Origin of the sequence: Primorskyibacter sp. S87 (genome assembly GCF_049801055.1) — a bacterium.
In the GTDB taxonomy this organism is placed as follows: domain Bacteria; phylum Pseudomonadota; class Alphaproteobacteria; order Rhodobacterales; family Rhodobacteraceae; genus JBNAGF01.
This window is the reverse complement of the sequence record NZ_JBNAGF010000014.1, coordinates 32,529-57,396: the sequence shown is the minus strand read 5'-3', so window position 1 is coordinate 57,396 and position 24,868 is coordinate 32,529. Positions and strand designations below refer to the sequence as shown.

The window sequence follows — 24,868 nt, the reverse complement described above, 5'->3', positions numbered from 1 at the left end:
GCTGGGGTTCCAATCTCAATCGCCTGTCCAGATCCAGACGCGCAAGGGTTCGCGCTCGCGGCCTGCCAAACGGTTTTGCCCCCACGGGCGCAACGCGCTGGTGGAGGGCGATCCCTGAGCGACTCAAGGGACCGGAAGATGTGATACTTCCGGGTTTTGCGGGCTCGGTATCCCTCTTGATCGTCAGAGTCAAGGTTTCGCGGCTTGCGAACTTGTTTCAACTGCGGCTAGAGCCCGTGTAACCTGCAATCCACTAATAGGGTCCCGCGATGGATGCGTCGTCAAATTACCAGGATAGTCTGCCAATCAGTTCAGACGCCCTGTTGGACAGACTGAAAAATTGGGGTCTCAGGTATCGTCTGCATGAACATGTGCCCCTGCGGACCGTTGAGGAGTCTAAGGCCGTCGAGAACCAGTTTATGGTTCCGGGTGAAAAGGCGCTGCGGATCAAGAACCTGTATTTGAGAGACAAGAAGAAGCGGAATTATCTTGTGACGCTGGAACAAAGCCATGAGATCGACCTGAAGGAACTGGGCCGCAAGCTGGGCGCAGGGAGTCTGTCCTTTGGATCTGCGGAGAGGCTCATGCAGAACCTTGGTATCCGCCCTGGTGCCGTTTCGCCGATGGCGATGATCAACGGGGTGAAGAACGAAGTGCGGTTTTTCATGGATATCGCCGCGCGGGATGCCGAGGTGATCTATATGCACCCGCTGGTCAACGACCGCACCGTCGCGATGTCGCGGCAGGATGTGCTGGAATTCTTTGACCGGATCGACTGCCAGGTGACGTGGCTGCCTTAGTCGGGGATGGGACCACGCCAAGGAGCACGATCCCGGTTTCTGTATCAGGCCGCCAGTTCACCAAGTGCTGACTTTGCCGATTTCAGTGCGGCTTCGGGGTCAATGGAGGTCTGCTCTGCGGCAATGATCTCAACGTCTGTAATGCCGATGAAGCCCAGAACGTGTCGGGCATAGGTAGAAGCGAAATCAGCCTTGGAGCCCAGCGGCATGCCGCCGGACGCCACCGCCAGTATGGCGCGTTTGCCCTTCAGCAACCCATTCGGACCATTCTCGGTGTATGCAAAGGTCAGTCCCGCGCGGGCCACCAAATCAACCCAGGCTTTGAATGCTGCGGGGACCGAGAAGTTGTAGACTGGCAGGCCAATGACGATCGTGTCGGCCTCTGACAGCTCCCGCACCAGAGTGTCGGACAGGGCCAGCGTGTCTCGTTGTTCGGCAGATCTCTGGTCGGCCGGGGTGAAATTGGCATCCACCCATGCTTCGTTGATCAATGGCAGCGGAGCAGCCAGATCCCGGCGGATAACGCGGGAGGCGTCCAGCTTCGCAACAATCTCGTCGGACAGGGCCCGGGTTGCGGAATTCTTGCGGCGGGCGGAAGCGTCGATGTGCAGGATGGTGCGGGGCATTGGTCGGGTTTCCTTCGATTGGGCAAAGTGATGTGATGATCAAAGAAATAGCCATTGCAAAATTGAACACAACTCAACTATAAAAACATTTATTGTTGGAAAATGCACATACCTCGAGGGCTGGAATGGACAATTGGGACGAGGTTCGGACTGCTTTTCAAGTGGCTCGGATGGGAACCGTAAGCGGAGCCGCAGAAGTTCTTGGCGTTCATCATGCCACTGTGATCCGTCATATTGATGCAATCGAAGGGCGACTGGGGGTCAAGCTGTTTCAGCGTCATGCCCGCGGATATACCCCGACCGAAGCCGGAGACGACCTGTTGCGGGTCGCGCAGGCTACCGAGGATCAATTCAATCAGCTCGTCGGGCGATTGAAGGGACAAGGTGACGATGTTTCGGGCGAACTTGTTGTCACCTCTTTGGGATCCTTTGCGCCGCTGCTCGCGCCGGCATTGGCAGAGTTTCAGAAGATGCACCCGGATCTGATCGTCCGCTATCTGACCAGTGACAGGGTGTTTCGGCTGGAATATGGCGAGGCTCATGTCGCCGTGCGGGCGGGTGCTGCGCCTGACCAGCCGGACAATGTGGTGCAACCCTTCCTCACTCAGCGGATCGGCCTCTATGCCAGTAAGGATTACGTAGAGCGTTTCGGTACACCGCGCGATCTCGCCGATTTCCCGAACCACCGTTTTGTCGGCAACGACGACGAAAACAGCCGCGCGCCGTTCAGCCGCTGGCTCAGGCAGAATGTGCCTGCCAATGCGATCACCTTTCGCTGCACAAACGGGTTTTCCATGCAGGAAGCTGTGTTGGCGGGGGCTGGGATCGGATTTATGGCCCGCTGGGAGGCACAGCGCCACGACAGCCTCGTGGAAATCATGCCGCCCGAGGATGATTGGGCAGGTGCACTGTGGTTGGTCACCCATGTAGACTTGCATCGCACCACTAAGGTCCAGACTTTCCTGAAGTTCATAAAGGAGCGTGCAAAGGACTGGCGCGAATGAGTCCGCAGGCGCAGGGCCATCTGGCAATGCTGCTTTTTTCGGCGCTCGTGGCAGGTTCATTCTCGCTCGGATCGATGGTCGCGAATGAGATTTCCCCGGCCGCACTCAATGCTGTTCGCTTCGCCCTTGCAGCGGTGGTGATCGGGATCGCAGCCGTGACCACGACGGGGGTGTCTCGGTCTGCCTTCGCTGCCCCGTGGCGCTACTTTGTTCTCGGTGGGCTCTTCGCCGCTTACTTCGTATTGATGTTTGAGGGCCTGAAAACGGCAGCGCCTGTCAGCGCGGCAGCGGTCTTTACATTGACACCCGTGATGGCTGCAGTCGCTGGTTGGTTCTTGCTGCGTCAGGTGACGTCGCCCCGAATGGCCATCGCATTGGCCATCGGAGGCGCAGGTGCACTATGGGTGATCTTTCGCGCTGACTGGTCCGCATTTCAGGCATTCGAAATCGGAAAGGGCGAGATCATCTATTTCTGGGGCTGCGCCGCGCATGCAATCTATACGCCGATGGTACGAAAGCTAAACCGCGGAGAGCCGGCCGTTGTGTTCACGCTGGGCATGTTGCTGGCCGGCTGTACCATCCTGATCGTTTATGGCTGGTCGGATCTTCGCGAAACCGACTGGTTGGCGCTGCCGCCTATCGTCTGGATCGGCCTGGGATACCTAGCGGTCTTTGCCAGCGCTGCAACGTTTGTTCTGTTGCAATTCGCGACCTTGCGCCTGCCATCGGCGAAAGTGATGGCCTACACTTATCTGACGCCCTCGTGGGTGATCCTGTGGGAGATTGCCCTTGGTCGCGGCGCGCCAACCGGTTTGGTTCTGGTCGGCATCGCAATGACCGTGTTGGCCCTTATCCTTTTGCTTGAGGAGGGGCCGGAGGGTCCGAACACGTCACAACAGGCAGGTTCGAACTGAGCAAAGCCTTCGATTCCGCACCCTGCTGTTCAGATGTCCTGATCGGCCTCGGGCAGTTCCACTTCGAGGAACCGCTCGAAGGCATCAAGGTTGACGGGTTCGAACTGGCCAAATCCCTGCATCCATACCGAAGCCGCACGCAAAGCGTCTGGCTCCAGTTTGCACCATTTCACACGTCCTCGTTTCTCCTGAGCTATCAGCCCGGCTCTGGTCAGGATCACGAGGTGTTTGGAAATCGCAGCAAGCGACATCTCGAAAGGTTCTGCAACATCGGTGACAGCCATGTCGTCCTCCAGCAACATCGCCAGAATGGCGCGCCGGGTCGGATCGGCAAGCGCCGCAAACACCAGATCGAGTCTCTCTGTCATGCCAAGCCCCTTGCCCTGTTGAGATCCGATCGTCAACCGATTGGTTGAATATGCAATTCTTGCTGGAATCCCGAATTTGACGCCTGCGACCGAATGATCCGGGGTCCTAGAGTCTGGAAAAAGTAATTTAAAAACAAACAGTTAATTGGTTCTTCCTAGATCGCTCAATGCCGTTGACTCTGATCGCACACGCCCTTAGCACCATGCCCAAGACAGCGCGAAGGGAAACCGTTGACCGAACACGACCAAAAGCAGCGCCTGACGCAGCTGGAGGAACGGATTTCGGCGGCGCGGAAACTGCAGGAGCCTGCTCCACGCGCAGATGAGCATTATTCTCAGGCACAGCTGGCCTGGCGGATGGTGATCGAACTTGTTGCCGGTCTCGGGATCGGCTTCGGCATCGGATACGGGCTGGACAGCCTGCTCGGGACAATCCCGATCTTCCTGGTGCTATTTGTATTTTTGGGTCTCGCGGCCGGGGTGAAAACAATGCTCCGAAGCGCGCAGGAGGCTCAGGAGAAGAAAATGGCCGACGAAGAAGATCGCGCGGCCGAGAGAGACGAGAGGGACTAGACGTGGCAAGCGAAGCGCACGGTGCAGAAGAAGGTGGTCTGGTATTTCACCCGATGGACCAGTTCATTGTGAAGCCGCTCTTTGGCGGGGACACAATAGCCTGGTACACGCCCACTAACGTCACCCTGTGGATGGCTCTGGCCGTTCTGGCGATTTTTGCTTTGCTGGTGCTTGGAACCTCCAAGCGCGCAATCGTTCCTTCGCGCATCCAGTCCATAGGCGAACTGGCCTATGGCTTCATCTACAAGATGGTCGAAGACATCTGCGGTAAGGACGGGGTCAAATATTTTCCGTATGTCATGACATTGTTCATGTTCATCGTCATGGCGAACTTTCTTGGCCTGATCCCCACTTCCTTCACCACCACTTCGCACATCGCAGTTACCGCAGTCATGGCTTTTGCCGTGTTCATCAGCGTTACCGTGCTGGGTTTCGTCAAGAACGGCTCCGCTTTCCTTGGCCTGTTCTGGGTCTCGAGCGCGCCACTGCCGCTGCGCCCGGTTCTGGCAATCATCGAGTTGATTTCCTACTTCGTACGTCCGGTCAGCCACTCCATTCGTCTGGCGGGTAACGTCATGGCCGGTCACGCGGTGATCAAGGTTTTTGCCGGTTTCGCCGCAGTTACCGCGATCGCGCCGCTGTCGATCCTGTCGATCACGGCAATCTACGGTCTCGAAGTCCTCGTGGCCTTCATACAGGCCTACGTGTTCACCATTCTGACCTGCGTATATCTGAAGGATGCGCTGCATCCGAGCCACTAAGGTCAAACCTCACGCGGCGGAGGAGGTCCTCCGCCTGCAACCTCAATCGCATATTCCATCGTAAGGAGACAAAGACATGGAAGGCAATATCGCAGAACTCGGTCAATTCGTCGGTGCCGGCCTGGCAGCTATCGGTTCGGGTGCCGCCGCTATCGGTGTGGGCCACGTCGCAGGCAACTTCCTCGCCGGCGCACTGCGCAACCCCTCGGCCGCTGCTTCGCAGACTGCCACCCTGTTCATCGGCATCGCATTCGCAGAAGCACTGGGCATCTTCTCGTTCCTGGTCGCTCTGCTGCTGATGTTCGCCGTCTAAGACCTTCGGGAACCGACATCCTTACGGTTGGGCAGGGCAGGTAACCCTGCGCTGCCCGATGTAAGCTAAGTTTCCAAGGAGACCGACATGGCAACTGAGACCAAGGAATCCGCAAGCGCCTGCGTCGACTCGTTCGGCAGCGCAATCGGTATGCCCCAGCTCTGCGGCGAGTGGATGGGCAATCAGATTTTCTGGCTCGTGGTCACGCTTGTCGTGATCTACCTGATCCTGTCGCGCGTTGCGCTTCCCCGTATCGGGGCTGTGCTGGCCGAGCGTCAGGGTACGATTACTAATGATATTGCCGCAGCCGAGGACCTGAAGGCCAAGGCGGTCGAGGCCGAAGAGGCCTATAACCGTGCTCTGGCCGAAGCGCGTGCCGAGGCACAGCGTATTGCAGCCGAGGCCCGCGCCGAGATTCAGGCGGACGTAGACGTCGCTATCGCCAAGGCAGACGAAGAGATCGCCGAAAAAGCATCCGAGTCGGAGAAGGCCATCGCCGATATCCGCGCCGGAGCTCTGGAAAGCATCAAGACCGTTGCCTCCGACACGGCGGCCGAGCTTGTGAACGCTCTTGGCGGCAAGGCCGACGAAACTGCATTGACCGGTGCCGTCGCTAACCGGGTGAAAGGATAAGACCATGCGCAATACTCTCGCACTTGTCCTGACATTCGCGGCGGCCAGCCCCGCACTGGCAGCCAGCGGACCGTTCTTCTCGCTGAAGAACACCGACTTCGTCGTTCTGTTGGCGTTCCTGCTGTTCCTGGGCGTTCTGGTCTATTTCAAGGTTCCCAAGATGATCGGCGGCGCGCTGGATAACCGCGCCGAAGGCATCAAGTCGGAACTTGATGAAGCCCGCGCCCTGCGTGAAGAAGCGCAGACCCTTCTTGCCTCTTACGAGCGCAAGCAGATGGAAGTTAAAGAGCAGGCCAAAGGCATCGTTGCAGCCGCCAAGGAAGACGCAGTTGCTGCGGCCGAGCAGGCCAAGGTGGATTTGCAGGCCTCGATTGCGCGCCGTCTGGCTGCAGCTCAGGATCAGATCGCTTCTGCCGAAGCTTCTGCGATTAAAGAGGTGCGCGATCGTGCCGTAACGATCGCGGTCGAAGCCGCAGGCGAAGTTCTCGCCAAACAAATGACTGCCGCCGAAGCAAACAAGCTCATCGACGCAGCCATTGGCGACGTTGACAGCAAGCTTCACTGACAAGAGCTACCGGGCGATTGAGGCCGGCCGTTCCAGAAGAAAATGCAAGAGGCTCCAACTGGAGCCTCTTTCTCTTTTTGGCGCCTGTGCTGAATTGGCGAAGGTGTCTGAGTTAAAATTTGATCCGGGCTCGTTTGTTGATTTCTGGCAGGCTCACAGCTAACCATTTGAGCATGAGATCGGTAAGGTTCGTATCGCTTGAGTTTTCCCTGACTGCAGTGGTTCACGCTCTTGTTGTTTCAGTTCTGGCATGGGTGTTCTGCGCCACCCCAAATCAAGCCAGTGCGCAGGGAGGGTTTCTGGATCAATTTGTCGATCCGGAAGACAATCATGTCGACGTTTCCACATTTTTGGATAACGGCGGTTTCGTCCCGGTACCGATCATCATCACCGAGCCTGCCGTGGGCGGTGGTGCGGGATTGGCGGCGGTTTTCCTGAAACTCCCCGAGGCAGGAAGCAACAACGATCCCACCCGCACGATCTTTGGTTTTGCCGGGACCGGCAACAATTCGAAAATCGGGTTTGGGGCAAGGTTCGGCAGCGCCTTTGACGGTGATCTCAAATACCGGGCAGTTGTTGGCGGGGGATCTATCAACCTCGATTTCTTTCCCTTGGGGATTCCTCAGGGACTTTCGTTTAACAACGAGGCCATTTTTGCAAATGCCGAAGCACGATACCGTTTGGGTGAAAGCGAGTTTTTCCTCGGGCCCACGCTGACCGCGATACAGACAACGGTCAGCCCAAATCTGGGTGGCGGCACCCCTCTGCCACCTGCGCTCAGCCGCGACATTAAGATGAATGCGCTCGGGCTGTCGCTGCACTTTGACAACAGGGATAATCCGTTCACACCGCGCAACGGGCTGAACGCAAGCGCCAAAGTCCGCAGGTTTGATCAGGCAATCGGTAGCGATGTCGATTATACTGCAACCGATCTCTTCGCGGCCTATTTCCATTCCCCGAACGACAAATGGACGTTGTCTGGAATGGTTCTGGGTTCTGGGACAAACGGTGACACGCCGTTCTTTATGGAACCGTCCATCAATATCCGCGGCGTTCCCTTCAACCGGTATCAGGGCGATCGTGTGATCTCGACCGAGTTTGAAGTTCGCCGGCAGCTTTCACCCAGATGGGCGATGGTCGGGTTTGCCGGCTATGGCAAGGCAACGTCAGACGGTGCTCCGGACATTTCCGCCGACAGCGAGGCAGCCACTTTTGGGGCCGGCATTCGATACAAACTGGCCCGAAAATACGGGCTTGATGTTGGGATTGATATTGCACGGGGGCCGGAGGACACGGTGGTGTATCTCCAGTTTGGTCACGCCTGGGCCATGAACATGGACTAAGAAATTCCGGACGTCTGCAAATCGGATTTCCGTTGCCCGGTCTTTGGATTAATCACCCTCAGGATTTTCCAACCTCGTGCTCCAGCCGCTGCCGGGCAATGCTTTCATGCCGTTCTGCTGTGCGCAGGTCATTGAGCGAACTCTCAACGAAACTCAGATGCGCCTCGACCGCAGCCTTGGCTGCTTTGGGGTTGCGGGACTGCAGGGCGTCATTGATCGCACGGTGCTGGTCAAGAAGCGCATCGCGTGTGGTTCGCTGACGGAACATGATCTGGCGATTGTAGAACACGCCTTCCCGCAAGAGTTCAAACATCGAGCGCATCATGTGCAACATGACGACGTTGTGACTGGCTTCGATTATGGCTGTGTGAAACTCGGCATCCAGCCGGGCCTCTTCCTGAGCGTTGCGGCGGCCATGCGCTGCGACCATCTTGTCGAAAATCGCCTGAACCACTTTCAGATCGCTGTCGGACCCCAATCGGGCCGCCCGTTCCGCCGCCAGCCCTTCCATATCCCGGCGAAAAGACAAGTAGTCGAAAACGGCCTCGTCATGAGTGCCGAAAAGCCGGATCAATGCGGGCGAAAAGGCCGAACCCAGAACTTCGGCCACAAAGATACCGGACCCGGCACGAGTGGTCAGCAGGCCCTGGTCCTGCAGTTCCGAAATGGCATCGCGCAGCGAAGGCCGGGAGACTCCAAGCCGCTCCGAAAGCTCCCGTTCAGAAGGAAGACGCTCCCCCGGCCGAAGGATGCCGCGCAGGATCAAGAGCTCGATCTGACGGACGACGGATGTCGAGAGTTTTTCGGACTGAACTTTTTGGAACGGCATCTCGCCCTCGGGTTGATTGGTCAATTTATATGACCGGAGAGAGGCGGGCTCAAGTGAGAGTTGGAGGAATGCGTTTTGAGGCTAGGGTTCCGGCATATATGAAAGGAATTGTTAACGGTTTGCCGCGCAGCTTGGAGGCCATGCAAAAAGCTTGTGCAATCCTTCTGCTTCTAGCGTCTTGTGGGACGGCCACGCCATATTTCAGGGGCCAGTCCGCAACACGGGTGGCAATTGACGGAAGTGTATTCGAAGTGCGGGTGCGGCGAAGTCTTGCGGAAGCCGTTCGTATCAATCCTCAGTATGCCCCGCGTCTGGGACCGATCGCTCCCCGTGCGGCTTTTGCCATGTCCCAGGTCAGCGGGTGTCGGGTCACCGGTGTCCTCGGAGATCAGGCAGTGGTAACCGGCGTGCTCGATTGTGGCGATCGCCCAGCCGGATGGGCCCTGCCGGCTGCTGCATTGAACTTCGATTGTCTGGAAACGGACCAATGGGTGAACGAAGGTCCCGGGCCAGATTACCAGAACTTCGAATGCTCAGCGTTTTGATGCCATGAGGCCCATATCTTGGGGATAACTTTGCCGAAATGTCCATATGCAGCGGTAACCGCGTTGACTCCGCGGGCAGGTCAGCGCCAAAATGATGGCTACGACATGGAATCACCTCGGATCTCGGCTTGCGCTTTTCGAAACTCAGACTGACCGGCTTCAAAAGCTTCGTTGATCCTACCGACCTGATCATTGCCGAGGGGCTGACCGGGGTGGTGGGGCCGAACGGCTGCGGCAAGTCCAATCTGCTCGAAGCGCTGCGTTGGGTTATGGGGGAAACCCGGGCCAAGACCATGCGCGGATCGGGTATGGAAGACGTTATCTTTGCCGGCGCAGCGACCCGTCCCGCCCGAAACTTTGCCGAAGTTTCACTCAGTATCGACAACGCCGACCGTCTGGCTCCTTCGGGTTTCAACGACTCTGATATGTTGGAAATTGTACGTCGGATCACGCGTGACGCCGGGAGCGCTTACAAGGCGAACACCAAGGATGTACGAGCGCGCGACGTGCAGATGCTGTTTGCCGACGCGTCAACCGGCGCGCATTCTCCTTCGCTCGTGGGGCAGGGCAAAATTGCCGAGCTGATTAACGCAAAACCCAAATCGCGCCGCCGCATTCTAGAAGAGGCGGCCGGAATTTCCGGCCTTTACCAGCGCCGGCACGAGGCAGAGCTGAAGCTAAAGGCCACCGAGGCCAATTTGCTCCGGGTAGACGACGTGTTGGAACAGCAAGCTGCACAGTTGGCTCAGTTGGCCCGACAGGCGCGGCAGGCAGCGCGATATCGAGAGATCGGTGAGTTGTTGCGTCGCGCCGAAGGTATGCTGCTCTATCGACGTTGGCGCGAAGCAGACGAAGCGCGACTGTCCGCCGAAGCAATACTCCGCGAACGGATCAGCAATGCCGGACAGGCCGAATCCGCCGCGCGTGTGGCGTCTGCCAAGCGGGGCGAAATCGAAGAAGCGCTGCCGCCACTTCGGGAAGAAGAAGCAATTGCAGCAGCTGTTTTGCAGCGCTTGCAGGTGCAGCGGGATGCCCTTTCCGACCAGGAAGTCAACGCACAGCAGGCCATCCAGACATTGGTTCGGCGGATCGACCAGCTTGGCAAGGACATCGAACGTGAGACCGGGCTCAACAATGATGCCGGTGAGACCATCGAACGTCTGGAGTGGGAAGCCCGGGAACTGTCGAAAGCCGGAGAGGGTCACGAGGACAAGCTGGACGAAGCGGCCGAATTGGCCCGAGAGTCCGCCACAGTATTGCAAGATCGCGAGGGGCGTCTCGCGCAGGTGACCGAAGACGTCGCAAGATTGGCGGCGCGCCACCAATCAGCGCAACGTTTGCTGGAGGACAGCCGCAAGACGCTTGAGAGGTCCGAGGCCGAAGAAACCCGCGCCCGGTCAGCCGTTGACGAAGCCCGGGAAACCCTGACCCGTTCCAGTGAGACTTATGAAGCGGCGCTGGCCGCCGAAGAAGAAGCGCGGGAACGTGCGGAAGAGGCCGAGGAAGCCCTGGCACTCGCCGATGAAACCCGCACGGAAACCCAATCTCTCGAGGCCGAGGCAAGAGCGCAACGATCCGAGGCCGAAGGAGAGCTGGGCGCTTTGCGGGCCGAAGTGGCCGCGCTTGCCAAGCTGGTTGCCCGCGATACTGCCGAGGGAGGGCAGGTCATGGATGACCTCCGTGTTGCCTCCGGCTATGAAAAGGCACTGGGCGCGGCCTTAGGTGACGATCTGCGGTCACCTCTGGTCGGGATGGATGGCCCGTCTGGCTGGGTATCCGTTCCGGGATATGACGCAGATCAGCCGCTTCCGGACGGGGTTGTACCTCTGGCTTTGCATGTGTCCGGGCCAGACACGCTCGCCCGCCGCGTTGCGCAGATCGGCGTAGTCGAAGCGGATCAGGGCGAGCGTCTGCAATCCAGTTTGAAACCGGGTCAGCGACTGGTCACGCGCGAGGGCGATCTGTGGCGATGGGACGGGTACCGGACCTGGGCAGAAGACGCGCCGAGCGCTGCCGCATTGCGGCTGGAGCAGTTGAACCGTCTTGAGACCCTAAAGCAGGAACAGGAACGTGTCGGTGCACAGGCCGACGGGACCAAGGCTGCGCATGAAGCGCTGACCAGAAAACTGGCCGAAGTCACCGAAGCAGATAAGGCAGCCCGGGATGCCCGACGCGCCGCGGATCAGCGGGTGGCAGATTCAGCCCGAGCGCTTAGCCGGGCGGAGTCGGAACGTACATTGGCCGAAGGCAGGCTTGAAACGTTGAGCCTGGCTGTGAACAGGCATCACGAGGACGCGCTTGCCGCTCGGGCCCAGTTGCGGGAAGCCGAAGCAGGGATGGCCGAACTGGGTGATCTCGATGCCGCGCGCGAAGCTGTCGAAGACATCAAACAGACCGTAGAGGCGGCCCGGATCACGATGATGACCCGCCGGTCTTCGCATGATGAGTTGCGCCGAGAGGCCGAAGCTCGCATCAAGCGGTCACAACAGGTGACCAAGGATCTGAGCGGTTGGCGACACCGTCTGGAAACAGCGGAAAAGAGGATTGCCGAACTGGCAGAACGCAAAGAGCAGTCAGAAGCGGAATTGGAAGAAGCGGCTGCAGTCCCGGCGGAACTGGCGGAAGAACGTGAAGCGCTCTCGGCTTCGATCGAAGAGGCGGAAACACGGCGAGCCAAGGCGTCTGACGCGTTGTCTCTGGCCGAGATGGCGCAGCGCGAAGCCGCGTTGGCAGAACGTGATGCCGAACGAAACGCATCAGATGCCCGCGAAGCCCGTGCGGCAGCGGAAGCTCGGTGCGAAGCGGCGCGCGAAACGGTCACCGCAGCGGCCGAACGTATCGCCGAAGAACATCAATCTACGCCGAACCAGCTATTGAACCAGTTGGATGCTGATCCCGACCAGATGCCGGATTCCGAAACGCTGGAGGCAGAGGTGAACCGCCACAAGCGCCAGCGGGATGCGATGGGCGCTGTGAATCTACGGGCAGAGGAAGATGCCCGCGAAGTGCGTGAAGAACACGAGGAACTGCTGCGCGAGAAATCCGATCTCGAAGAAGCTATCAAGACTCTTCGGAACGGGATTGCCAGTCTGAACCGAGAGGGCCGCGAACGGCTTCTGACGGCGTTCGAACAGGTCAATCGCAACTTTGCGATGTTGTTCAAACATCTCTTTGGTGGCGGTGAAGCCAACCTCGTGATGGTTGAAAGCGAAGACCCGCTGGATGCCGGTCTGGAAATCATGTGCCAACCTCCGGGTAAAAAGCTCTCGACACTCAGCCTGCTATCGGGCGGGGAACAGACCCTGACGGCATTGGCATTGATCTTTGCGGTGTTTCTGGCCAACCCGGCACCTATCTGCGTTCTTGACGAGGTCGACGCCCCGCTGGATGACGCCAATGTGACCCGGTTCTGCGATCTGCTCGACGAGATGTGCCGCCAGACCGATACGCGCTTCCTGATCATCACCCACCATGCCGTGACGATGGCCCGAATGGATCGCCTGTTCGGTGTGACCATGCAGGAGCAGGGGGTGTCGCAGCTGGTTTCGGTCGACCTGAAGAAGGCGGAGGCGCTGGTTGCATAGTCACCGGATCCGGCCTTTCGTTTTAGCGAAACTGCGATCGTGTTTTGAATTGAGTTTCTGCAATTTGCGAACCGGTATGGTCTTCCTGTTGCTCGGTTTGTCTGGCCTGGCAAATGCAGAAGAGCCCGGTATTCTGCCGTCTGACGTGCCGCTGACTTTGGAAGAACTCCAACGACTTTTCTCTGCGGGTTCATTTGGACACAACGCCGAAGGTAATGCACAGGTGTCAGATGATCCCTCTGCCCTTTACCTGCTGCCAGAGCAGCAGGGTGTAGGGTTGGGCGGGGTCGAGCTCATGCCGGACGGCAGGGTTTGTCTTAAAAATCGCAACGGGAAACCCCGTTGTGATCTTTATGTCCGCAACAACGGGGTGACATTTCGGATCGGGGAAAGCGGTTTCCGGCTTCCGATCCGGACGGAGTTTACTGTCCGACCCTAAAGCCGAGTGTCACAGCCGCGACAAAAGCTCGGCCGTCGGCCATGCGTCGGCGGGCAAACCCAGACGTTGCTGCTCGGCCTGAACAGCGGCCCGTGTTCCGGCACCAAGGATTCCATCGATCTTGCCGACATCGTGGCCCCTGTTCTGCAGTTTTGTCTGCAGGGATTTCATCTGCTTGCCGGAAAGGCCAGCGTCGGGTTTCCCTGCGTCGTAAATCTCCGCACCCTCCAGTCGGGTGGCGAAATAGGCGGCGGTCAGGACATAAACAAAGCTCTGGTTCCATTCGAAATAGACATCGAAATTCGGAAAGGCCAGAAAGGCCGGGCCGTTGCGGCCTTGCGGTAGAATGAGTGACGCTGGCAGGCTTGATGGAAGCGACCCTTGGCGCGATTTGACACCCATTGATTCCCATTCCGGGACCGGGCGCAGTTTGCCAGGGCCACTGAGGGACCAATCCATTGCATCAGGAACGGATACCTCCTGCAACCAGGGTTGATCGGCACGCCAGCCCAGCTCGGACAACATCTTTGCACCGGACATCAGCGCATCGGGGGCCGATGTCTTGAGCTGGACCTGCCCATCACCATCGCCATCAACGCCGTTTTCGAGAATATCTCTGGGCAGCATCTGAACCATGCCAATCTCGCCCGCCCACGCCCCTGTGGTGCGGGAGGGATCGAAGTCGCCTTGTTCAAAAAGCTCGATCGCGGCGAAGATTTGCGGTCGAAACAGATCGGGGCGTCGGCAATCATGGGCCAAGGTCACCAGCGCATTGCGGGTGTTGAAATCCCCCTGAAAGGCACCGTAATCGGTCTCGAAAGCCCAGAAGGCGAGCAAGACCCCACGTGATATCCCAAATTCCTTTTCAACCCTATCGAACACAGAATCATACTTTCGTGCCATCGAGCGGCCCCGGTCAATCCGGTTCTGGGAAATCAGTCGGCGTGAAAACTCGATGAAGGGTTTCTGGAAAACTCCCTGTGAACGGTCTGCTTTCAGGACCTTTGCGTCTTGCGACACGCCTTTGAAAAACGCGTCAACATTGGCTGCGTCATGTCCCTTTGCCACGGCTTCGGATTTCAGATCGCCCACAAACCCGCGGAAACTTCCGCCGCATTGGGCATCGGCGCTGGCTGCCAAGGCGGACAAGGCCAACGCAAGAACCGGGCGATGGTAACGCATGAAAATTTTCCTCTCACAGTAACAATTGAATAGCGGCTGTTGTTAAAACCAACCCAAACATCAATGCCCAGACTTGCCAAAGCATTGTGACGGAACGCTCGATTTCGGCAGGGCCAATATCCCGGTTTGCAGTACCGTTCACCCACGACAGATCCTTCTTCTCGCCGTGATAGCTGCGGGGCCCGGCCAAAGCGATGTCCAGTGCGCGGGCCATAGCTGCCTCGGGCCAGCCGGCATTGGGGGACTTGTGACGCCGGGCATCGGTTGTGATTTCATTCCAGCGTGGCATCTGGCCACCCAGAAGGGCAATCATAAAACCGGTTGCGCGGGCGGGGATCACATTGAGCAAATCGTCCAGCCTGGCTGCGGCCCAGCCAAATTCCTCGTAACGCGCATTGCGATACCCAACTATACTGTCGGCCGTGTTCACCACCTTATAGACGAAAAGCCCTGGTAACCCTCCGACCAGAAACCAGAATGCAGGGGCGACAACACCATCAGAGAGGTTTTCAGATGCGCTTTCGATCGCGGCCCGGGCAACTTCAGGCTCGGTCATTTCGCTGCAATCCCGCGAAACAATGAGGGCCACGCTGCTCCGCGCCTCTGCAAGCGATGACCGCAAAGAAGTGGCAACATCCGAAACATGTTGCACAAGCGATCTCTGTGCCAGCAGAATCGCAGCACACAGAATTTCCGCCAATGGGCCAATCTGATCAAGGATTGAACCCAAAGCGATGGCCCCGAGAAGCAGAAAAACAACAGCCACAACACCCGACTGGCGGCGGTTGGTCCCTTTGTTCATTCGGCGATCCAGAAATCCGACGAAATCGCCGAACAACACAGCCGGGTGCCGCAGACGGTTCCAGAGCCAGTCCGGCTCGCCAAAGACCGCATCCATCAGCATCGCAAAACACAGGACAAGCGCAGCGGTCACAGCGCCGCCTCAAGCCGGTCCCATCCTTCCTCTGGCGGAAGTCCGAGACGAATGAACTGCGTGGAGTATGGGAAGGTGCGGGTCCAGATATGCTTTGTAGCCAGCCGGTTTTGCCATTCTGCAGCATCATTTACTGTGAATAGCCGGAATAGATCAGTTCCACCGGCTAACGAGGCCCCTTGTGATAGCAATAGTCTATCCAGGCGGAAGGCATCTTCTTTCAAACGTGCACGGGTTGCCTGGGCCCATTCATAGTCCTCAAGTGCCTGAGCCCCGGTTCGAAGGGCGGGTCCGGACACGGCCCACGGGCCTGTCAGATCGCGCAAGCGTCCGATCAATGCCTCCGGTCCGATTGCAAAACCGAGGCGGAGCCCGGCAAGGCCCCAGAACTTTCCAAAACTCTTAAGGACAACGACATTCGGTCGGCTGGTTTCGGAGACAAAAGAGGCCTCTGGAACCGTATCGCAAAAGCTCTCGTCGATTATAGTCAGGCCAGTTTCGATCTTGCCGGCGTCCCAAATTCGGCCATCTGGGTTGTTCGGGTGGACCAGAATACGGGCATCCGCCGGCGGAGCGTCGCAGATCGTCCAGCCCTGTGAAGCGAAAGCGGCGGCGTGCTCGTTATATGTCGGGCGAGTAATCGCGACCTTGCCTTTGGGAGCCAGCGCGGGCAGTCGAGCGATTAAGGCCGAAGCACCGGGGGTCGCCAGAATCGCAGCATCGTCGGGAACGTTCCAGAACTTGCGGGCCGCCATCTCTATACGGTTCTGCGCTTTCTGGTCCGGAAGCGCAATCCAGTCATCGGCCGTGAATTCTGGCAACGGATAGGGCCGGGGGTTGATACCGGTGGACAGATCCAACCAACTGTCACGCGTACCTCCAAAGCGGTTGACGGCGGCGTCGATTCCGCCTCCATGGTCTCGCGCCGGCTTGTCGGTCAACTCCATGTATCGCTCGTCCTTAAGAATGGCAGGGTTGTGCCGCCTTCAAGCGGATTTTTGCCGCTGAGACAAGCCGCCAAGGTGCGCAAGCGATCGGTCTCGGTCATTGTTAAGTATTTGTTAAGGTAATCGGCAGATCACCGAAAAAGGGGAGAGGCGCGAAAAAACACCCAGCAAATCTCGCGCCGCAGCTCGAAAATGAAAGTTCTGATTGTCGAAAGCAACCCGGATCTGGGCAAGCTGTGGCAGCGCCATCTGGAACGGCAAGGGTCGGACGTAACCCTTGTTCCCAGTCAGGAGGCCGCAATCTTGGCGCTGTATGGCACCGAGTTCGAGATCATCGTACTCGATCTGGTTCTTGATCAGGGGAGTGCACTGGCAGTTGCAGATTTCGCCAGCTACCGCCGCCCCGAAGCGCGCGTGATCTTTGTCACCAATACCAGCTTTTTCTCGGACGGATCCATCTTTGCGCACAGTCCGAACGCCTGCGCATACGTCCAAAGCGAAACCCCGCCCGAGGATCTTGCCGCGATGGTGGAGCACTACGCGGCGCTGCGCTGATCTCTTCCGTGCGGCTCCTGATAGTCAATCAGCGGGTTTATCGGGATGATCCGGTTCGGATTGATGCTGTCGTGACTGAAATGATAGTGCCTGACGATATGCGCCATTCCCACGGTTTCAGCGACCCCGGGCCACTGATACAGCTCACGAGTGTAAGCCCATAGGTTTGGAAAATCGATCAACCGCTTTCGGTTGCACTTGAAATGCAGGTGGTAGACCGGATCAAACCTCAGCAGCGTCGTGAACAGCCGCCAATCGGCTTCGGTTATCTGGGTTCCCATAAGGTATCGCTGATGCGAGAGACGGTCTTCGAGCCAGTCGAGGGTATCGAACAGAGGGCGCACCGCCGCGTCATACGCTTTCTGAGTCGTGGAAAATCCGCATTTGTAGACGCCATTGTTCACGGAATCATAAATCCGTGCGTTTACAGTTTCTATCGCGTCTCTCATTTCTGCGGGCCAATAGTCATCCCGGTTACCGGTCAATTCGTCGAAGGCCGAGTTGAACATTCGAATGATCTCGGAGCTTTCATTGGAAACGATGGTCTCGCGCTTCCTGTCCCAAAGGATCGGAACCGTAACCCGGCCCGAGTAATTTGGATCGGCCTTTGTATAGACTTGATGAGCATGGGTCAGGCCGAAGAGCGTATCACCGGTCGCTCCGTTGGCGTCTTTCTCGAAGGTCCAGCCTTGGTCAAGCATGTCGGGATGCACGACCGAGACCGTTATATGATCTCTCAAGCTCTTGAGTTCGCGAAAGATTAGAGTGCGATGTGCCCACGGGCAAGCAAGGCTGACATAGAGGTGATAGCGTCCGCTTCCCACCTCAAATCCGCCTTTGCCTGAAGGCCCGGGAGCTCCGTCCGCTGTGATCCAGTTGCGGAATTGCGCGGCTGACCGCTTGAAAGCGCCATCATGTGAATCGGTGTCATACCACTGGTCATGCCAGATGCCGTCGACGAGAAGCCCCATGTCTTACCCCATAATCTGTGTTCCCGGAAAGATAGGGTGGGGCAGGCTGTGCGCCTATTCCAATCGCCGCGCAGGTTCTCTGCGCCGCTGCACATGCACGGTGAGGATTCCATGCAACGTCTTGAAATTGGAAACAATCTGTAGCTGTTCTGTTGCTTGTAATTTCCTTGCTCTGGTTAAGCATGAGAAGTCTGCTGCCGGGAGTTTTTTTATGACGACCTATATTTCGAAGGATATTCGCGAAGGGCTTGATGCCGCTCGAATCGCCAGCCTGAAAAAGGCCAGCCGGCTACGGGTCGAGGCGGGGGATGAGTATTTCCGCGTGTTGCGCCTGTGGCGCGACGGGTTTGCCGTCGAAGCCGAAACCACGCCTCGGTTGCGCGGATTGGTGGATCTCTATGACGGGTCCCATCACCTCTATCAATGCCTGATCATGGCGGCAGAAGAAGAGCGGGGCGAGATGATCTACGAATTCAAACGCTCCACTGCGGCAGCCGACAAGGCACCGCTTGATTTCTACCGCTCGCCCGATGCGCCTATCGCGCTGCTGGGCAAGGACAAGTGAGGGGGCGGGCAATTTTCCGGCGAACCTGGGCGTGCCCCGCGCTCTGGTTCTGCCCGGCCTCCTCGATGTCGCTTACTGAAGATCCCCGAAAGCTGCTGCCAGCCGCTCACAGGCTTCCTCGATCCGGGACCGTTGCGTTCCCAGATTGAAACGCAGGAAGTTCTGTCCTCCGGTTCCGAACGTGGTTCCGTGGTTGACCGCGATTTTGGCCTGCTGTTCGACGCGCGTGGTGAACTCTGACCGGGTCATTCCGGTCCCGGAAAAGTCGACCCATGCAAGATAGGTGGCGGCCATCTCCATCGATTTCACTCCGGGAATGGCAGCAATCGCCTTGTCAAAGAACTGCCGGTTGCCATCGAGATATTCAATCTGCGCGTCCACCCATTCTGCCCCTTCCGGTGAGTAAGACGCTGTGGTCGCAATTTGCCCGACCGAGTTCGGAGCAAGGCTGAGTGCTGCCATGCGCTTGGCAAATTGCCCGCGAAGTTCGGGGTCGGGGATGATCACCTGCCCGGTATGAAGCCCGGCTATGTTGAATGTCTTAGAGGGGGCGGTGAGCATGAGCAGCCGATCAGAGATCTCCGGGGCCGCGTTCTGCATGGGGATATGCGTGTGCCCTGGATAGACGAGATCATGGTGAATTTCATCGGATAGCAGCAGCAGGTCATGGCGCTTGGCAAAATCAGCGACGGCTTGCAGCTCCTCCTGCGACCAGACGCGGCCACTGGGATTGTGGGGCGAGCAAAGAATGACCATTTTTTCGCTGCCGGTCATCTGTTCGTCATAGGTTTCAAAATCCAGTTCGTAGCGGCCGTCGTTGTTCGCCAACACGCATTCTACAACCTCACGGCCAGAAGCGCGGATCACTTTGGCAAAGGCATGGTAGACTGGCGTGAACAGAACAATTCCGTCTCCGGGCTTTGTGAAGGTGTCGAGGCACATTCCCACCCCATTGACCAACCCGGTGGTGGTAAAGATTGCGTCGCCTTCCACCTGCCAGTCGTGGCGGGTGCGCATCCACCAGCGGATTGCATCCTTGTAGGTTTTGTCACAGTTGACGTAACCGAAGATTCCGTGATCCACCATCTCGCGCATGGCCTTCAGAACGGGCGGTGGGGCCATGAAATCGGTGTCGGCAACCCACATGGCCAATCCATTCTCAGTGGGTACGCCATAGATCGGCTCCATCATGTCCCATTTGGAGGATTGGGTGCCGCGTCGGTCGATGATCTCGTCGAAATTCATGGGTCTTCTCCGCTAGAACGTTCGCGAAGCTACCCCCTTTTTCGGCATGTGCAAGAGGGGGCGTTGCGGCGCGAGGGGTGATGGCATACATCAAGGCCATGAAACGAACGATCCTGATCCATCCTGATCCCCGCCTGAAAAAGGTCTGCGCGCCGGTGGCTGATGTCACCGATGATTTGCGCAAGCTGGCAGATGACATGCTGGAGACAATGTATGACGCACCTGGCATCGGTCTGGCCGCACCGCAAATTGGCGTGCTGGATCGTCTGATCGTGCTGGATTGCGTCAAGGAAGAAAACGAAACCCCGCGTCCGCTGGTCATGTTCAACCCACAGGTATTGGCTTCGTCAGACGATACCAATGTCTATGAGGAGGGGTGCCTGTCGATACCGGACCAGTATGCCGAGGTTACCCGCCCCAAAACGGTTGAAGTCGAATGGCTGGACCGTAACGGAGCGGTGCAGCGCGAAACTTTTGACGGGCTTTGGGCCACCTGCGTGCAGCACGAGATCGACCATCTCGACGGAAAGCTGTTCATCGACTATCTCAAGCCGCTCAAGCGCCAGATGATTACCCGCAAGATGCAGAAGCTCAAGCGGGAGCGAGCCCGGGCGTGAGTGTTCTGCCTATCCTGAAATGGCCCGATGCACGCCTGTCGCAGAAATGCGCACCGGTGGAAAATGAGCGGTTGGAGGATCTGGTTTTGGACATGTTCGACACCATGTATGCCGCGCAAGGCCGAGGGCTGGCCGCTCCACAGGTTGGGGTGATGAAACGACTTTTTGTCATGGATTGCACCTGGAAAGAAGGCGAGCATTCCCCGTTGGCGATGATCAACCCGGCTATCATGGCGGCCGAACGAGTGCCGGAGACAATGGAAGAGGGTTGCCTGTCGATCCCTGGTCTGTTGATCCCTGTTGAACGTCCCAAAGCAGTGACTGTCCAGTGGACCGCACCAGAAGGTGATATTCACATGGCTGATTTTGACGGGTTCGAGGCACGTTGCATTCAGCATGAATTCGATCATCTGAACGGTGTCGTGACGTTTGATCACCTTGACGAAGTTGCGCGCGATACGGCTGAAACCAAGTATCGGGAGGTCATTCCATGACCGTCCGCACCTGTTTGCCATGGCCTGACAAGCGGCTGCGCAGCGAGGCCGCACCCGTGAAAGAGGTCACGGATGACATTCTGCAGATCTGGAAAGACATGATCGACACGATGGAGGCGATGCCGGGTGTGGGACTCGCGGCGCCGCAAATCGGTGTCATGCTGCGCCTTGCGGTCGTGGATGGGTCTACTGAACGTGGCCGTGTTGTCCGGTTGGCGAATCCGGAGATCCTGCACCGCTCTGTCGAGCTTCGCGAACATGAAGAAGCCAGCCCAAATCTTCCGGGTGTTTCGGCCAAGGTCAAACGCCCGCGCGCTGTCACAGTGCGCTACGTCAATGAGCGGGGTGCAGAGAAAATCCGGGATTTCGTCGGGATCGAGGCGACCAGCGTGCAGCATCAGATCGACCATCTCAACGGTCGGATGTATTTCGACAATATCTCCAAGGTTAAGCGCGATATGCTGTTGCGCAAGGCCAGAAAGCTGGTGGGCTGATCCGTGCGCATAGTATTTATGGGAACTCCGGATTTTTCGGTGCCGGTGCTCGATGCTTTGGTCAACGCCGGGCACGAGATTGCCGCCGTCTACTGTCAGCCGCCTCGCCCCGCTGGTCGTGGCAAGAAGGACCGACCGACCCCAGTTCACGCACGTGCCAAGGCGCTTGGTCTGGAAGTTCGCCATCCTGAAACACTGAAGGCCCCCGAAACACAGGCTGAGTTCGCACAGCTGCAGGCAGAAGTCGCCGTGGTCGTGGCCTACGGCCTGATACTGCCGCAGGCTGTTCTGGATGCGCCTGAACGCGGCTGTCTGAACATTCATGCAAGCCTGTTGCCGCGTTGGCGCGGCGCGGCGCCAATTCACCGGGCCATCATGGCCGGCGATACCGAAACCGGAATCTGCGTTATGCAAATGGAAGCGGGTCTGGATACCGGCCCGGTTCTGCTGCAGCGGTCCACTCCGATCGAAAAAGAGGAAACAACAGCTCAGTTGCATGACCGACTTTCCGCGCTTGGTGCCGAAACGATCGTAGAAGCTCTAGGTTGCCTGCCGCAATTGGTTCCGCAATCTCAGCCGGACGACGGGGTTACCTACGCAGCCAAGATCGACAAGTCCGAAGCGAAGGTGGACTGGACCCGACCGGCGATAGAGGTCGACCGCCAGATACGGGGCCTGTCTCCCTTTCCCGGAGCATGGACCGAGATTGACGGGGAGCGCGTGAAGCTCTTGGGGTCTCGTTTGAGCGAAGGGCAGGGGCAACCCGGAGAAGTTCTGGATGGCGCGCTCACTGTGGCTTGCGGTTCAGGGGCGGTCTCTCTTACCCGCTTGCAACGGGCAGGCAAAGGCGCGCAGGATGCAGGTGTGTTCCTGCGCGGTCGGCCAGTGGCCAAAGGCGCACGGCTCTGACAGGAGATACGTCATGTTCTTGGTGTTGATGGGAACGGTGGTGATCGCTGGTATCGTTGGCTACCTGTCGGAAAAATCCGGTTTCACCCAGAACGGTTACCTCTCATCAATCATTATCTGCGTAGGCGGTGCGTTCCTGTTTTTCTTCATGCGCCTGATGTTTGGTTGGGGTTTCGGGTCCCCGGGTATGAACGCAATCGTTTCCTCGGTCGGGGCATTGATAATCGTGCCGTTCCACTGGAGAAAGTGAAATGTCTGTTATTGCGTTGATCATCATAGGGGCCGCGGCAGGGTTTCTGGCTACGCGGCTGATGCGGATCGAGGCGGATATTCCCACCACAATGCTCATCGGTATCGTAGGCGCGTTGATCGGGGGTCTGATCCTGCGCACCCTGACCACGATCATGGGTGGGCTGGCCGGATTTGTCGGTGCGGTTCTGGGGGCGCTGCTTGTAATCTGGCTCTGGCAGAGATACCGCGGAAGGTAGCCCGGGGTCGCGTCAAACAGGTTCGGTGTCAGATTTTGTAAGGTTTCATCCCTGCTCGCGCCAGTTCGTCTGCTCGCTCGTTCTCCGGATGGCCTGCATGGCCCTTTACCCACTCCCAGGTGACGTCGTGGCGGCGCTGGGCTTCGTCGAGTCGCTGCCATAGCTCGACGTTTTTTACCGGTTTCTTGGCAGCAGTTTTCCAGCCGTTCTTTTTCCAACCAAAGATCCAGCCAGTTACGCCGTTCTTAACATAGGCGCTGTCGGTTACCACGGTGATTTTCGAAGGGCGCCCCAGCGTTTCCAGGGCATTGATCGCGGCCAGAAGTTCCATCCGGTTGTTGGTGGTTTCCGCTTCGCCGCCTTTTAGCTCGCGCTCTTTTACAACGGTTTCACCATCGAGTGCGCGGAGCAGAACACCCCAACCCCCAGGCCCGGGATTTCCCGAGCATGCGCCATCTGTGTAGGCAAACAGCTCAGGCACGGTCGGCAACTCTTGCGAATATTGAAATCCAGTCGGACACCGATCCATCCAACCCGGTTCCGCGGCCGGTAACCCGTTCGACTACAAAGAATCCCGCGTCCTTCAAAATCGCCTCCAATTCGTCTTGTTTGTAGTAGCTGTAATAGCGGCCCAGCCTGTCGGGGCCCTCACCAGACCCAAGTTTCATTCCGATGAAGAAGATGCCGCTGGGTTTCAATGCCTGTCTGATTGCGCTCAGATGGCTCGGAAACTCATTGGCTGGCGCATGAAGCAAACTGAAATTTGCCCATATCCCATCATAGGACGCGCCTCCTCGGATGTCATCGAAGCTTGCCAAACGGGCGGTGACACCGGCGTGCAGACCGGCAAGCTTTATCATTTCCGGCGAGGCGTCGATTGCATCAACTGACAGACCGGCCCGCGCCATTGCCGCGGCTGAAACTCCGGGACCGCAGCCCAGATCCAGAACGCTGCCCTGTGGCGGAATCTGAGCAATAAACTTCGCGAGGCGGGGATCCTCGGCATTATGGGCGTCGGTCAACTCGGCGTAGCGACCGGCTTCGCGGTTGTAGACGTTGATCGTGTTTCTGTCGCTCATGGGGGTTGCCAGGAAATCACGCGGGTTGCCGCAAGACGCGGGGCACTTTGAACTCAACATTCTCTTCAGCGGTTTCTACCAATTCGACCGTGACGTCGAAACGGTCGCGAAATGCCTGAATGACTTCGTTCACCAGAATTTCGGGGGCCGAAGCACCAGCTGTGATCGCCACCGATCCGATCCCCTCCAGCGCCCGCCAGTCGATGTTCTCGGCACGTTGCACCAGTTGCGCATAGTTGCACCCAGCCTTGGAGGCGACTTCGACAAGCCGGCGTGAATTGGACGAGTTCGGCGCGCCGACAACCAAGAGCGCATCCGACATTGGCGCCACCGCCTTTACCGCCTCCTGACGGTTGGTGGTGGCGTAGCAAATGTCTTCCTTGTGCGGGCCAACGATGTTGGGAAACCGTTTCTGCAGGGCCAAGACTATGTCTTTGGTATCATCGACCGAAAGCGTGGTCTGCGTCACAAAAGCGATACGATCCGGGTCACGCACCTGCGCATTGGCCACGTCTTCGACAGTCTCCACCAACAGCACTTCGCCATCAGGTAACTGACCCATTGTGCCTACGGTTTCAGGGTGGCCTTTATGGCCGATCATGATCATTTGCAGGCCAGCTTCGGCGTGGCGTTGGGCTTCGATGTGAACCTTTGAGACCAACGGGCAGGTGGCGTCGACATAGACCATATCACGCCGTTTTGCTTCAGCCGGAACTGATTTCGGAACGCCATGAGCGGAAAAGATCACTGGGCGGTCATCGGGGCAGTTCTCAAGTTCTTCGACAAAAACGGCACCCTTGTTTCGCAACCCGTCTACAACGTATTTGTTGTGCACGATCTCATGGCGGACATAGACCGGGGCCCCCCATTTTTCGAGCGCCATTTCCACGATCTTGATTGCGCGATCCACTCCTGCGCAAAAGCCCCGTGGCGCCGCAAGGTAAAGAGTCAGGGGATGTTTCGTCATGTCGCGTCTCCTTGCTGGGAGAGGTAATTCTTTGTGACCGCCGGGTCCAGCCCATTACCGGCTCACGCACATGTAACTGGACCGGTCCCAAAGAACGTTGCCAAAAGCGAAGAACAATCAGTCG

General features: G+C 57.9%; 30 protein-coding genes. 19 read left to right on the top strand and 11 right to left on the bottom strand.

Annotated elements, in window-relative coordinates; translation table 11 throughout:
• Nucleotides 1-269: 269 nt before the first annotated feature.
• Nucleotides 270-800 (top strand): prolyl-tRNA synthetase associated domain-containing protein, encoded by a 531-nt coding sequence (locus tag ACP15U_RS19360; RefSeq protein WP_425046666.1) that lies wholly within the window; start codon nucleotides 270-272, stop codon nucleotides 798-800.
• A gap of 44 nt (nucleotides 801-844) precedes the next feature.
• On the opposite strand, the gene ACP15U_RS19355 is transcribed toward ACP15U_RS19360, so the two are convergent.
• Entirely contained in the window at nucleotides 845-1,426 is a 582-nt protein-coding gene (locus ACP15U_RS19355; protein ID WP_425046665.1) for an FMN-dependent NADH-azoreductase, read from the bottom strand.
• A 125-nt stretch (nucleotides 1,427-1,551) separates the two neighbouring features.
• On the opposite strand from ACP15U_RS19355, the gene ACP15U_RS19350 reads away from it, so the two are divergent.
• On the top strand, nucleotides 1,552-2,430 hold the full coding sequence (locus ACP15U_RS19350; protein ID WP_425046664.1) for a LysR family transcriptional regulator: 879 nt from the start codon (nucleotides 1,552-1,554) through the stop codon (nucleotides 2,428-2,430).
• The gene (locus tag ACP15U_RS19345; RefSeq protein WP_425046663.1) at nucleotides 2,427-3,344 is read left to right on the top strand and encodes a DMT family transporter; all 918 of its coding nucleotides are present in this window, start codon (nucleotides 2,427-2,429) and stop codon (nucleotides 3,342-3,344) included. The genes ACP15U_RS19350 and ACP15U_RS19345 overlap by 4 nt, the downstream gene beginning before the upstream one ends.
• 29 nt (nucleotides 3,345-3,373) lie before the next feature.
• Here ACP15U_RS19345 and ACP15U_RS19340 read toward each other — a convergent pair whose 3' ends face one another.
• Entirely contained in the window at nucleotides 3,374-3,712 is a 339-nt protein-coding gene (locus tag ACP15U_RS19340; RefSeq protein ID WP_425046662.1) for an ArsR/SmtB family transcription factor, read from the bottom strand.
• A 231-nt stretch (nucleotides 3,713-3,943) separates the two neighbouring features.
• Here ACP15U_RS19340 and ACP15U_RS19335 point away from each other — a divergent pair, with 231 nt between their 5' ends.
• The 6 genes from ACP15U_RS19335 (at nucleotide 3,944) to ACP15U_RS19310 (ending at nucleotide 7,900) form a co-directional block, all read left to right on the top strand.
• On the top strand, nucleotides 3,944-4,285 hold the full coding sequence (locus tag ACP15U_RS19335; RefSeq protein ID WP_425046661.1) for an AtpZ/AtpI family protein: 342 nt from the start codon (nucleotides 3,944-3,946) through the stop codon (nucleotides 4,283-4,285).
• Between the two features lie 2 nt (nucleotides 4,286-4,287).
• Entirely contained in the window at nucleotides 4,288-5,046 is a 759-nt protein-coding gene (locus tag ACP15U_RS19330; protein ID WP_425046660.1) for a F0F1 ATP synthase subunit A, read from the top strand.
• A gap of 76 nt (nucleotides 5,047-5,122) precedes the next feature.
• Entirely contained in the window at nucleotides 5,123-5,359 is a 237-nt protein-coding gene (locus ACP15U_RS19325) for a F0F1 ATP synthase subunit C (RefSeq protein WP_425046659.1), read from the top strand.
• Between the two features lie 87 nt (nucleotides 5,360-5,446).
• A complete protein-coding gene (locus ACP15U_RS19320) occupies nucleotides 5,447-5,992 on the top strand; it encodes a F0F1 ATP synthase subunit B' (protein ID WP_425046658.1) in 546 nt (181 codons plus the stop codon).
• A 4-nt stretch (nucleotides 5,993-5,996) separates the two neighbouring features.
• Complete coding sequence (locus tag ACP15U_RS19315) at nucleotides 5,997-6,557, top strand: F0F1 ATP synthase subunit B (RefSeq protein ID WP_425046657.1); 561 nt, start codon at nucleotides 5,997-5,999, stop codon at nucleotides 6,555-6,557.
• Between the two features lie 173 nt (nucleotides 6,558-6,730).
• Entirely contained in the window at nucleotides 6,731-7,900 is a 1,170-nt protein-coding gene (locus tag ACP15U_RS19310) for a BamA/TamA family outer membrane protein (RefSeq protein ID WP_425046656.1), read from the top strand.
• Nucleotides 7,901-7,958: 58 nt separating this feature from the next.
• Here ACP15U_RS19310 and ACP15U_RS19305 read toward each other — a convergent pair whose 3' ends face one another.
• On the bottom strand, nucleotides 7,959-8,729 hold the full coding sequence (locus ACP15U_RS19305) for a FadR/GntR family transcriptional regulator (protein ID WP_425046740.1): 771 nt from the start codon (nucleotides 8,727-8,729) through the stop codon (nucleotides 7,959-7,961).
• 344 nt (nucleotides 8,730-9,073) lie between these two features.
• On the opposite strand from ACP15U_RS19305, the gene ACP15U_RS19300 reads away from it, so the two are divergent.
• Together ACP15U_RS19300 and ACP15U_RS19295 are read left to right on the top strand one after the other, a co-directional pair.
• The gene (locus tag ACP15U_RS19300) at nucleotides 9,074-9,274 is read left to right on the top strand and encodes a hypothetical protein (protein WP_425046655.1); all 201 of its coding nucleotides are present in this window, start codon (nucleotides 9,074-9,076) and stop codon (nucleotides 9,272-9,274) included.
• Between the two features lie 128 nt (nucleotides 9,275-9,402).
• Nucleotides 9,403-12,858, top strand: coding sequence for a chromosome segregation SMC family protein (locus ACP15U_RS19295; RefSeq protein WP_425046654.1), 3,456 nt, complete (start codon nucleotides 9,403-9,405; stop codon nucleotides 12,856-12,858).
• Nucleotides 12,859-13,306: 448 nt separating this feature from the next.
• Here ACP15U_RS19295 and ACP15U_RS19290 read toward each other — a convergent pair whose 3' ends face one another.
• Genes ACP15U_RS19290 through ACP15U_RS19280 form a run of 3 tightly spaced genes read right to left on the bottom strand, consistent with a single transcriptional unit; the run spans nucleotide 13,307 to nucleotide 16,360 of the window.
• Nucleotides 13,307-14,479 (bottom strand): lytic murein transglycosylase, encoded by a 1,173-nt coding sequence (locus ACP15U_RS19290; RefSeq protein ID WP_425046653.1) that lies wholly within the window; start codon nucleotides 14,477-14,479, stop codon nucleotides 13,307-13,309.
• Nucleotides 14,480-14,492: 13 nt separating this feature from the next.
• Entirely contained in the window at nucleotides 14,493-15,413 is a 921-nt protein-coding gene (gene cbiB, locus ACP15U_RS19285; RefSeq protein WP_425046652.1) for an adenosylcobinamide-phosphate synthase CbiB, read from the bottom strand.
• A complete protein-coding gene (locus ACP15U_RS19280) occupies nucleotides 15,410-16,360 on the bottom strand; it encodes a threonine-phosphate decarboxylase (RefSeq protein ID WP_425046651.1) in 951 nt (316 codons plus the stop codon). The genes cbiB and ACP15U_RS19280 overlap by 4 nt, the downstream gene beginning before the upstream one ends.
• Before the next feature lie 192 nt (nucleotides 16,361-16,552).
• Here ACP15U_RS19280 and ACP15U_RS19275 point away from each other — a divergent pair, with 192 nt between their 5' ends.
• Nucleotides 16,553-16,915, top strand: a complete 363-nt coding sequence (locus tag ACP15U_RS19275) for a response regulator transcription factor (protein WP_425046650.1) — start codon at nucleotides 16,553-16,555, stop codon at nucleotides 16,913-16,915.
• On the opposite strand, the gene ACP15U_RS19270 is transcribed toward ACP15U_RS19275, so the two are convergent.
• On the bottom strand, nucleotides 16,897-17,886 hold the full coding sequence (locus ACP15U_RS19270; protein ID WP_425046649.1) for a glutathione S-transferase family protein: 990 nt from the start codon (nucleotides 17,884-17,886) through the stop codon (nucleotides 16,897-16,899). The genes ACP15U_RS19275 and ACP15U_RS19270 overlap by 19 nt on opposite strands.
• A 211-nt stretch (nucleotides 17,887-18,097) precedes the next feature.
• On the opposite strand from ACP15U_RS19270, the gene ACP15U_RS19265 reads away from it, so the two are divergent.
• On the top strand, nucleotides 18,098-18,451 hold the full coding sequence (locus ACP15U_RS19265; protein ID WP_425046648.1) for a hypothetical protein: 354 nt from the start codon (nucleotides 18,098-18,100) through the stop codon (nucleotides 18,449-18,451).
• A 72-nt stretch (nucleotides 18,452-18,523) separates the two neighbouring features.
• On the opposite strand, the gene ACP15U_RS19260 is transcribed toward ACP15U_RS19265, so the two are convergent.
• Nucleotides 18,524-19,696, bottom strand: coding sequence for a MalY/PatB family protein (locus ACP15U_RS19260; protein ID WP_425046647.1), 1,173 nt, complete (start codon nucleotides 19,694-19,696; stop codon nucleotides 18,524-18,526).
• Nucleotides 19,697-19,794: 98 nt separating this feature from the next.
• On the opposite strand from ACP15U_RS19260, the gene def (ACP15U_RS19255) reads away from it, so the two are divergent.
• From def (ACP15U_RS19255) to ACP15U_RS19230, 6 genes are read left to right on the top strand one after another with little or no spacing between them, the layout of a single operon-like run.
• Nucleotides 19,795-20,313, top strand: a complete 519-nt coding sequence (gene def, locus ACP15U_RS19255) for a peptide deformylase (protein WP_425046739.1) — start codon at nucleotides 19,795-19,797, stop codon at nucleotides 20,311-20,313.
• A complete protein-coding gene (def, locus tag ACP15U_RS19250) occupies nucleotides 20,310-20,807 on the top strand; it encodes a peptide deformylase (RefSeq protein WP_425046646.1) in 498 nt (165 codons plus the stop codon). The genes def (ACP15U_RS19255) and def (ACP15U_RS19250) overlap by 4 nt, the downstream gene beginning before the upstream one ends.
• The gene (gene def, locus ACP15U_RS19245; protein WP_425046645.1) at nucleotides 20,804-21,301 is read left to right on the top strand and encodes a peptide deformylase; all 498 of its coding nucleotides are present in this window, start codon (nucleotides 20,804-20,806) and stop codon (nucleotides 21,299-21,301) included. The genes def (ACP15U_RS19250) and def (ACP15U_RS19245) overlap by 4 nt, the downstream gene beginning before the upstream one ends.
• Nucleotides 21,302-21,304: 3 nt before the next feature.
• Nucleotides 21,305-22,210 carry a methionyl-tRNA formyltransferase gene (gene fmt, locus ACP15U_RS19240; RefSeq protein ID WP_425046644.1) on the top strand — a complete coding sequence of 302 codons (906 nt, stop codon included), beginning with the start codon at nucleotides 21,305-21,307 and terminating at the stop codon, nucleotides 22,208-22,210.
• A gap of 13 nt (nucleotides 22,211-22,223) precedes the next feature.
• Nucleotides 22,224-22,460 carry a hypothetical protein gene (locus tag ACP15U_RS19235; RefSeq protein ID WP_425046643.1) on the top strand — a complete coding sequence of 79 codons (237 nt, stop codon included), beginning with the start codon at nucleotides 22,224-22,226 and terminating at the stop codon, nucleotides 22,458-22,460.
• Nucleotide 22,461: 1 nt separating this feature from the next.
• A complete protein-coding gene (locus ACP15U_RS19230; protein ID WP_425046642.1) occupies nucleotides 22,462-22,698 on the top strand; it encodes a GlsB/YeaQ/YmgE family stress response membrane protein in 237 nt (78 codons plus the stop codon).
• A gap of 28 nt (nucleotides 22,699-22,726) precedes the next feature.
• Here the strand turns inward: ACP15U_RS19230 and rnhA are convergent, their stop codons facing one another.
• From rnhA to ispH, 3 genes are read right to left on the bottom strand one after another with little or no spacing between them, the layout of a single operon-like run.
• Nucleotides 22,727-23,179, bottom strand: a complete 453-nt coding sequence (rnhA, locus tag ACP15U_RS19225; protein ID WP_425046641.1) for a ribonuclease HI — start codon at nucleotides 23,177-23,179, stop codon at nucleotides 22,727-22,729.
• Nucleotides 23,172-23,777 carry a class I SAM-dependent methyltransferase gene (locus ACP15U_RS19220; RefSeq protein WP_425046640.1) on the bottom strand — a complete coding sequence of 202 codons (606 nt, stop codon included), beginning with the start codon at nucleotides 23,775-23,777 and terminating at the stop codon, nucleotides 23,172-23,174. Before ACP15U_RS19220 ends, rnhA begins: the two co-directional genes overlap by 8 nt.
• A 16-nt stretch (nucleotides 23,778-23,793) precedes the next feature.
• Nucleotides 23,794-24,744, bottom strand: a complete 951-nt coding sequence (gene ispH, locus ACP15U_RS19215) for a 4-hydroxy-3-methylbut-2-enyl diphosphate reductase (RefSeq protein WP_425046639.1) — start codon at nucleotides 24,742-24,744, stop codon at nucleotides 23,794-23,796.
• Nucleotides 24,745-24,868 lie beyond the last annotated feature (124 nt).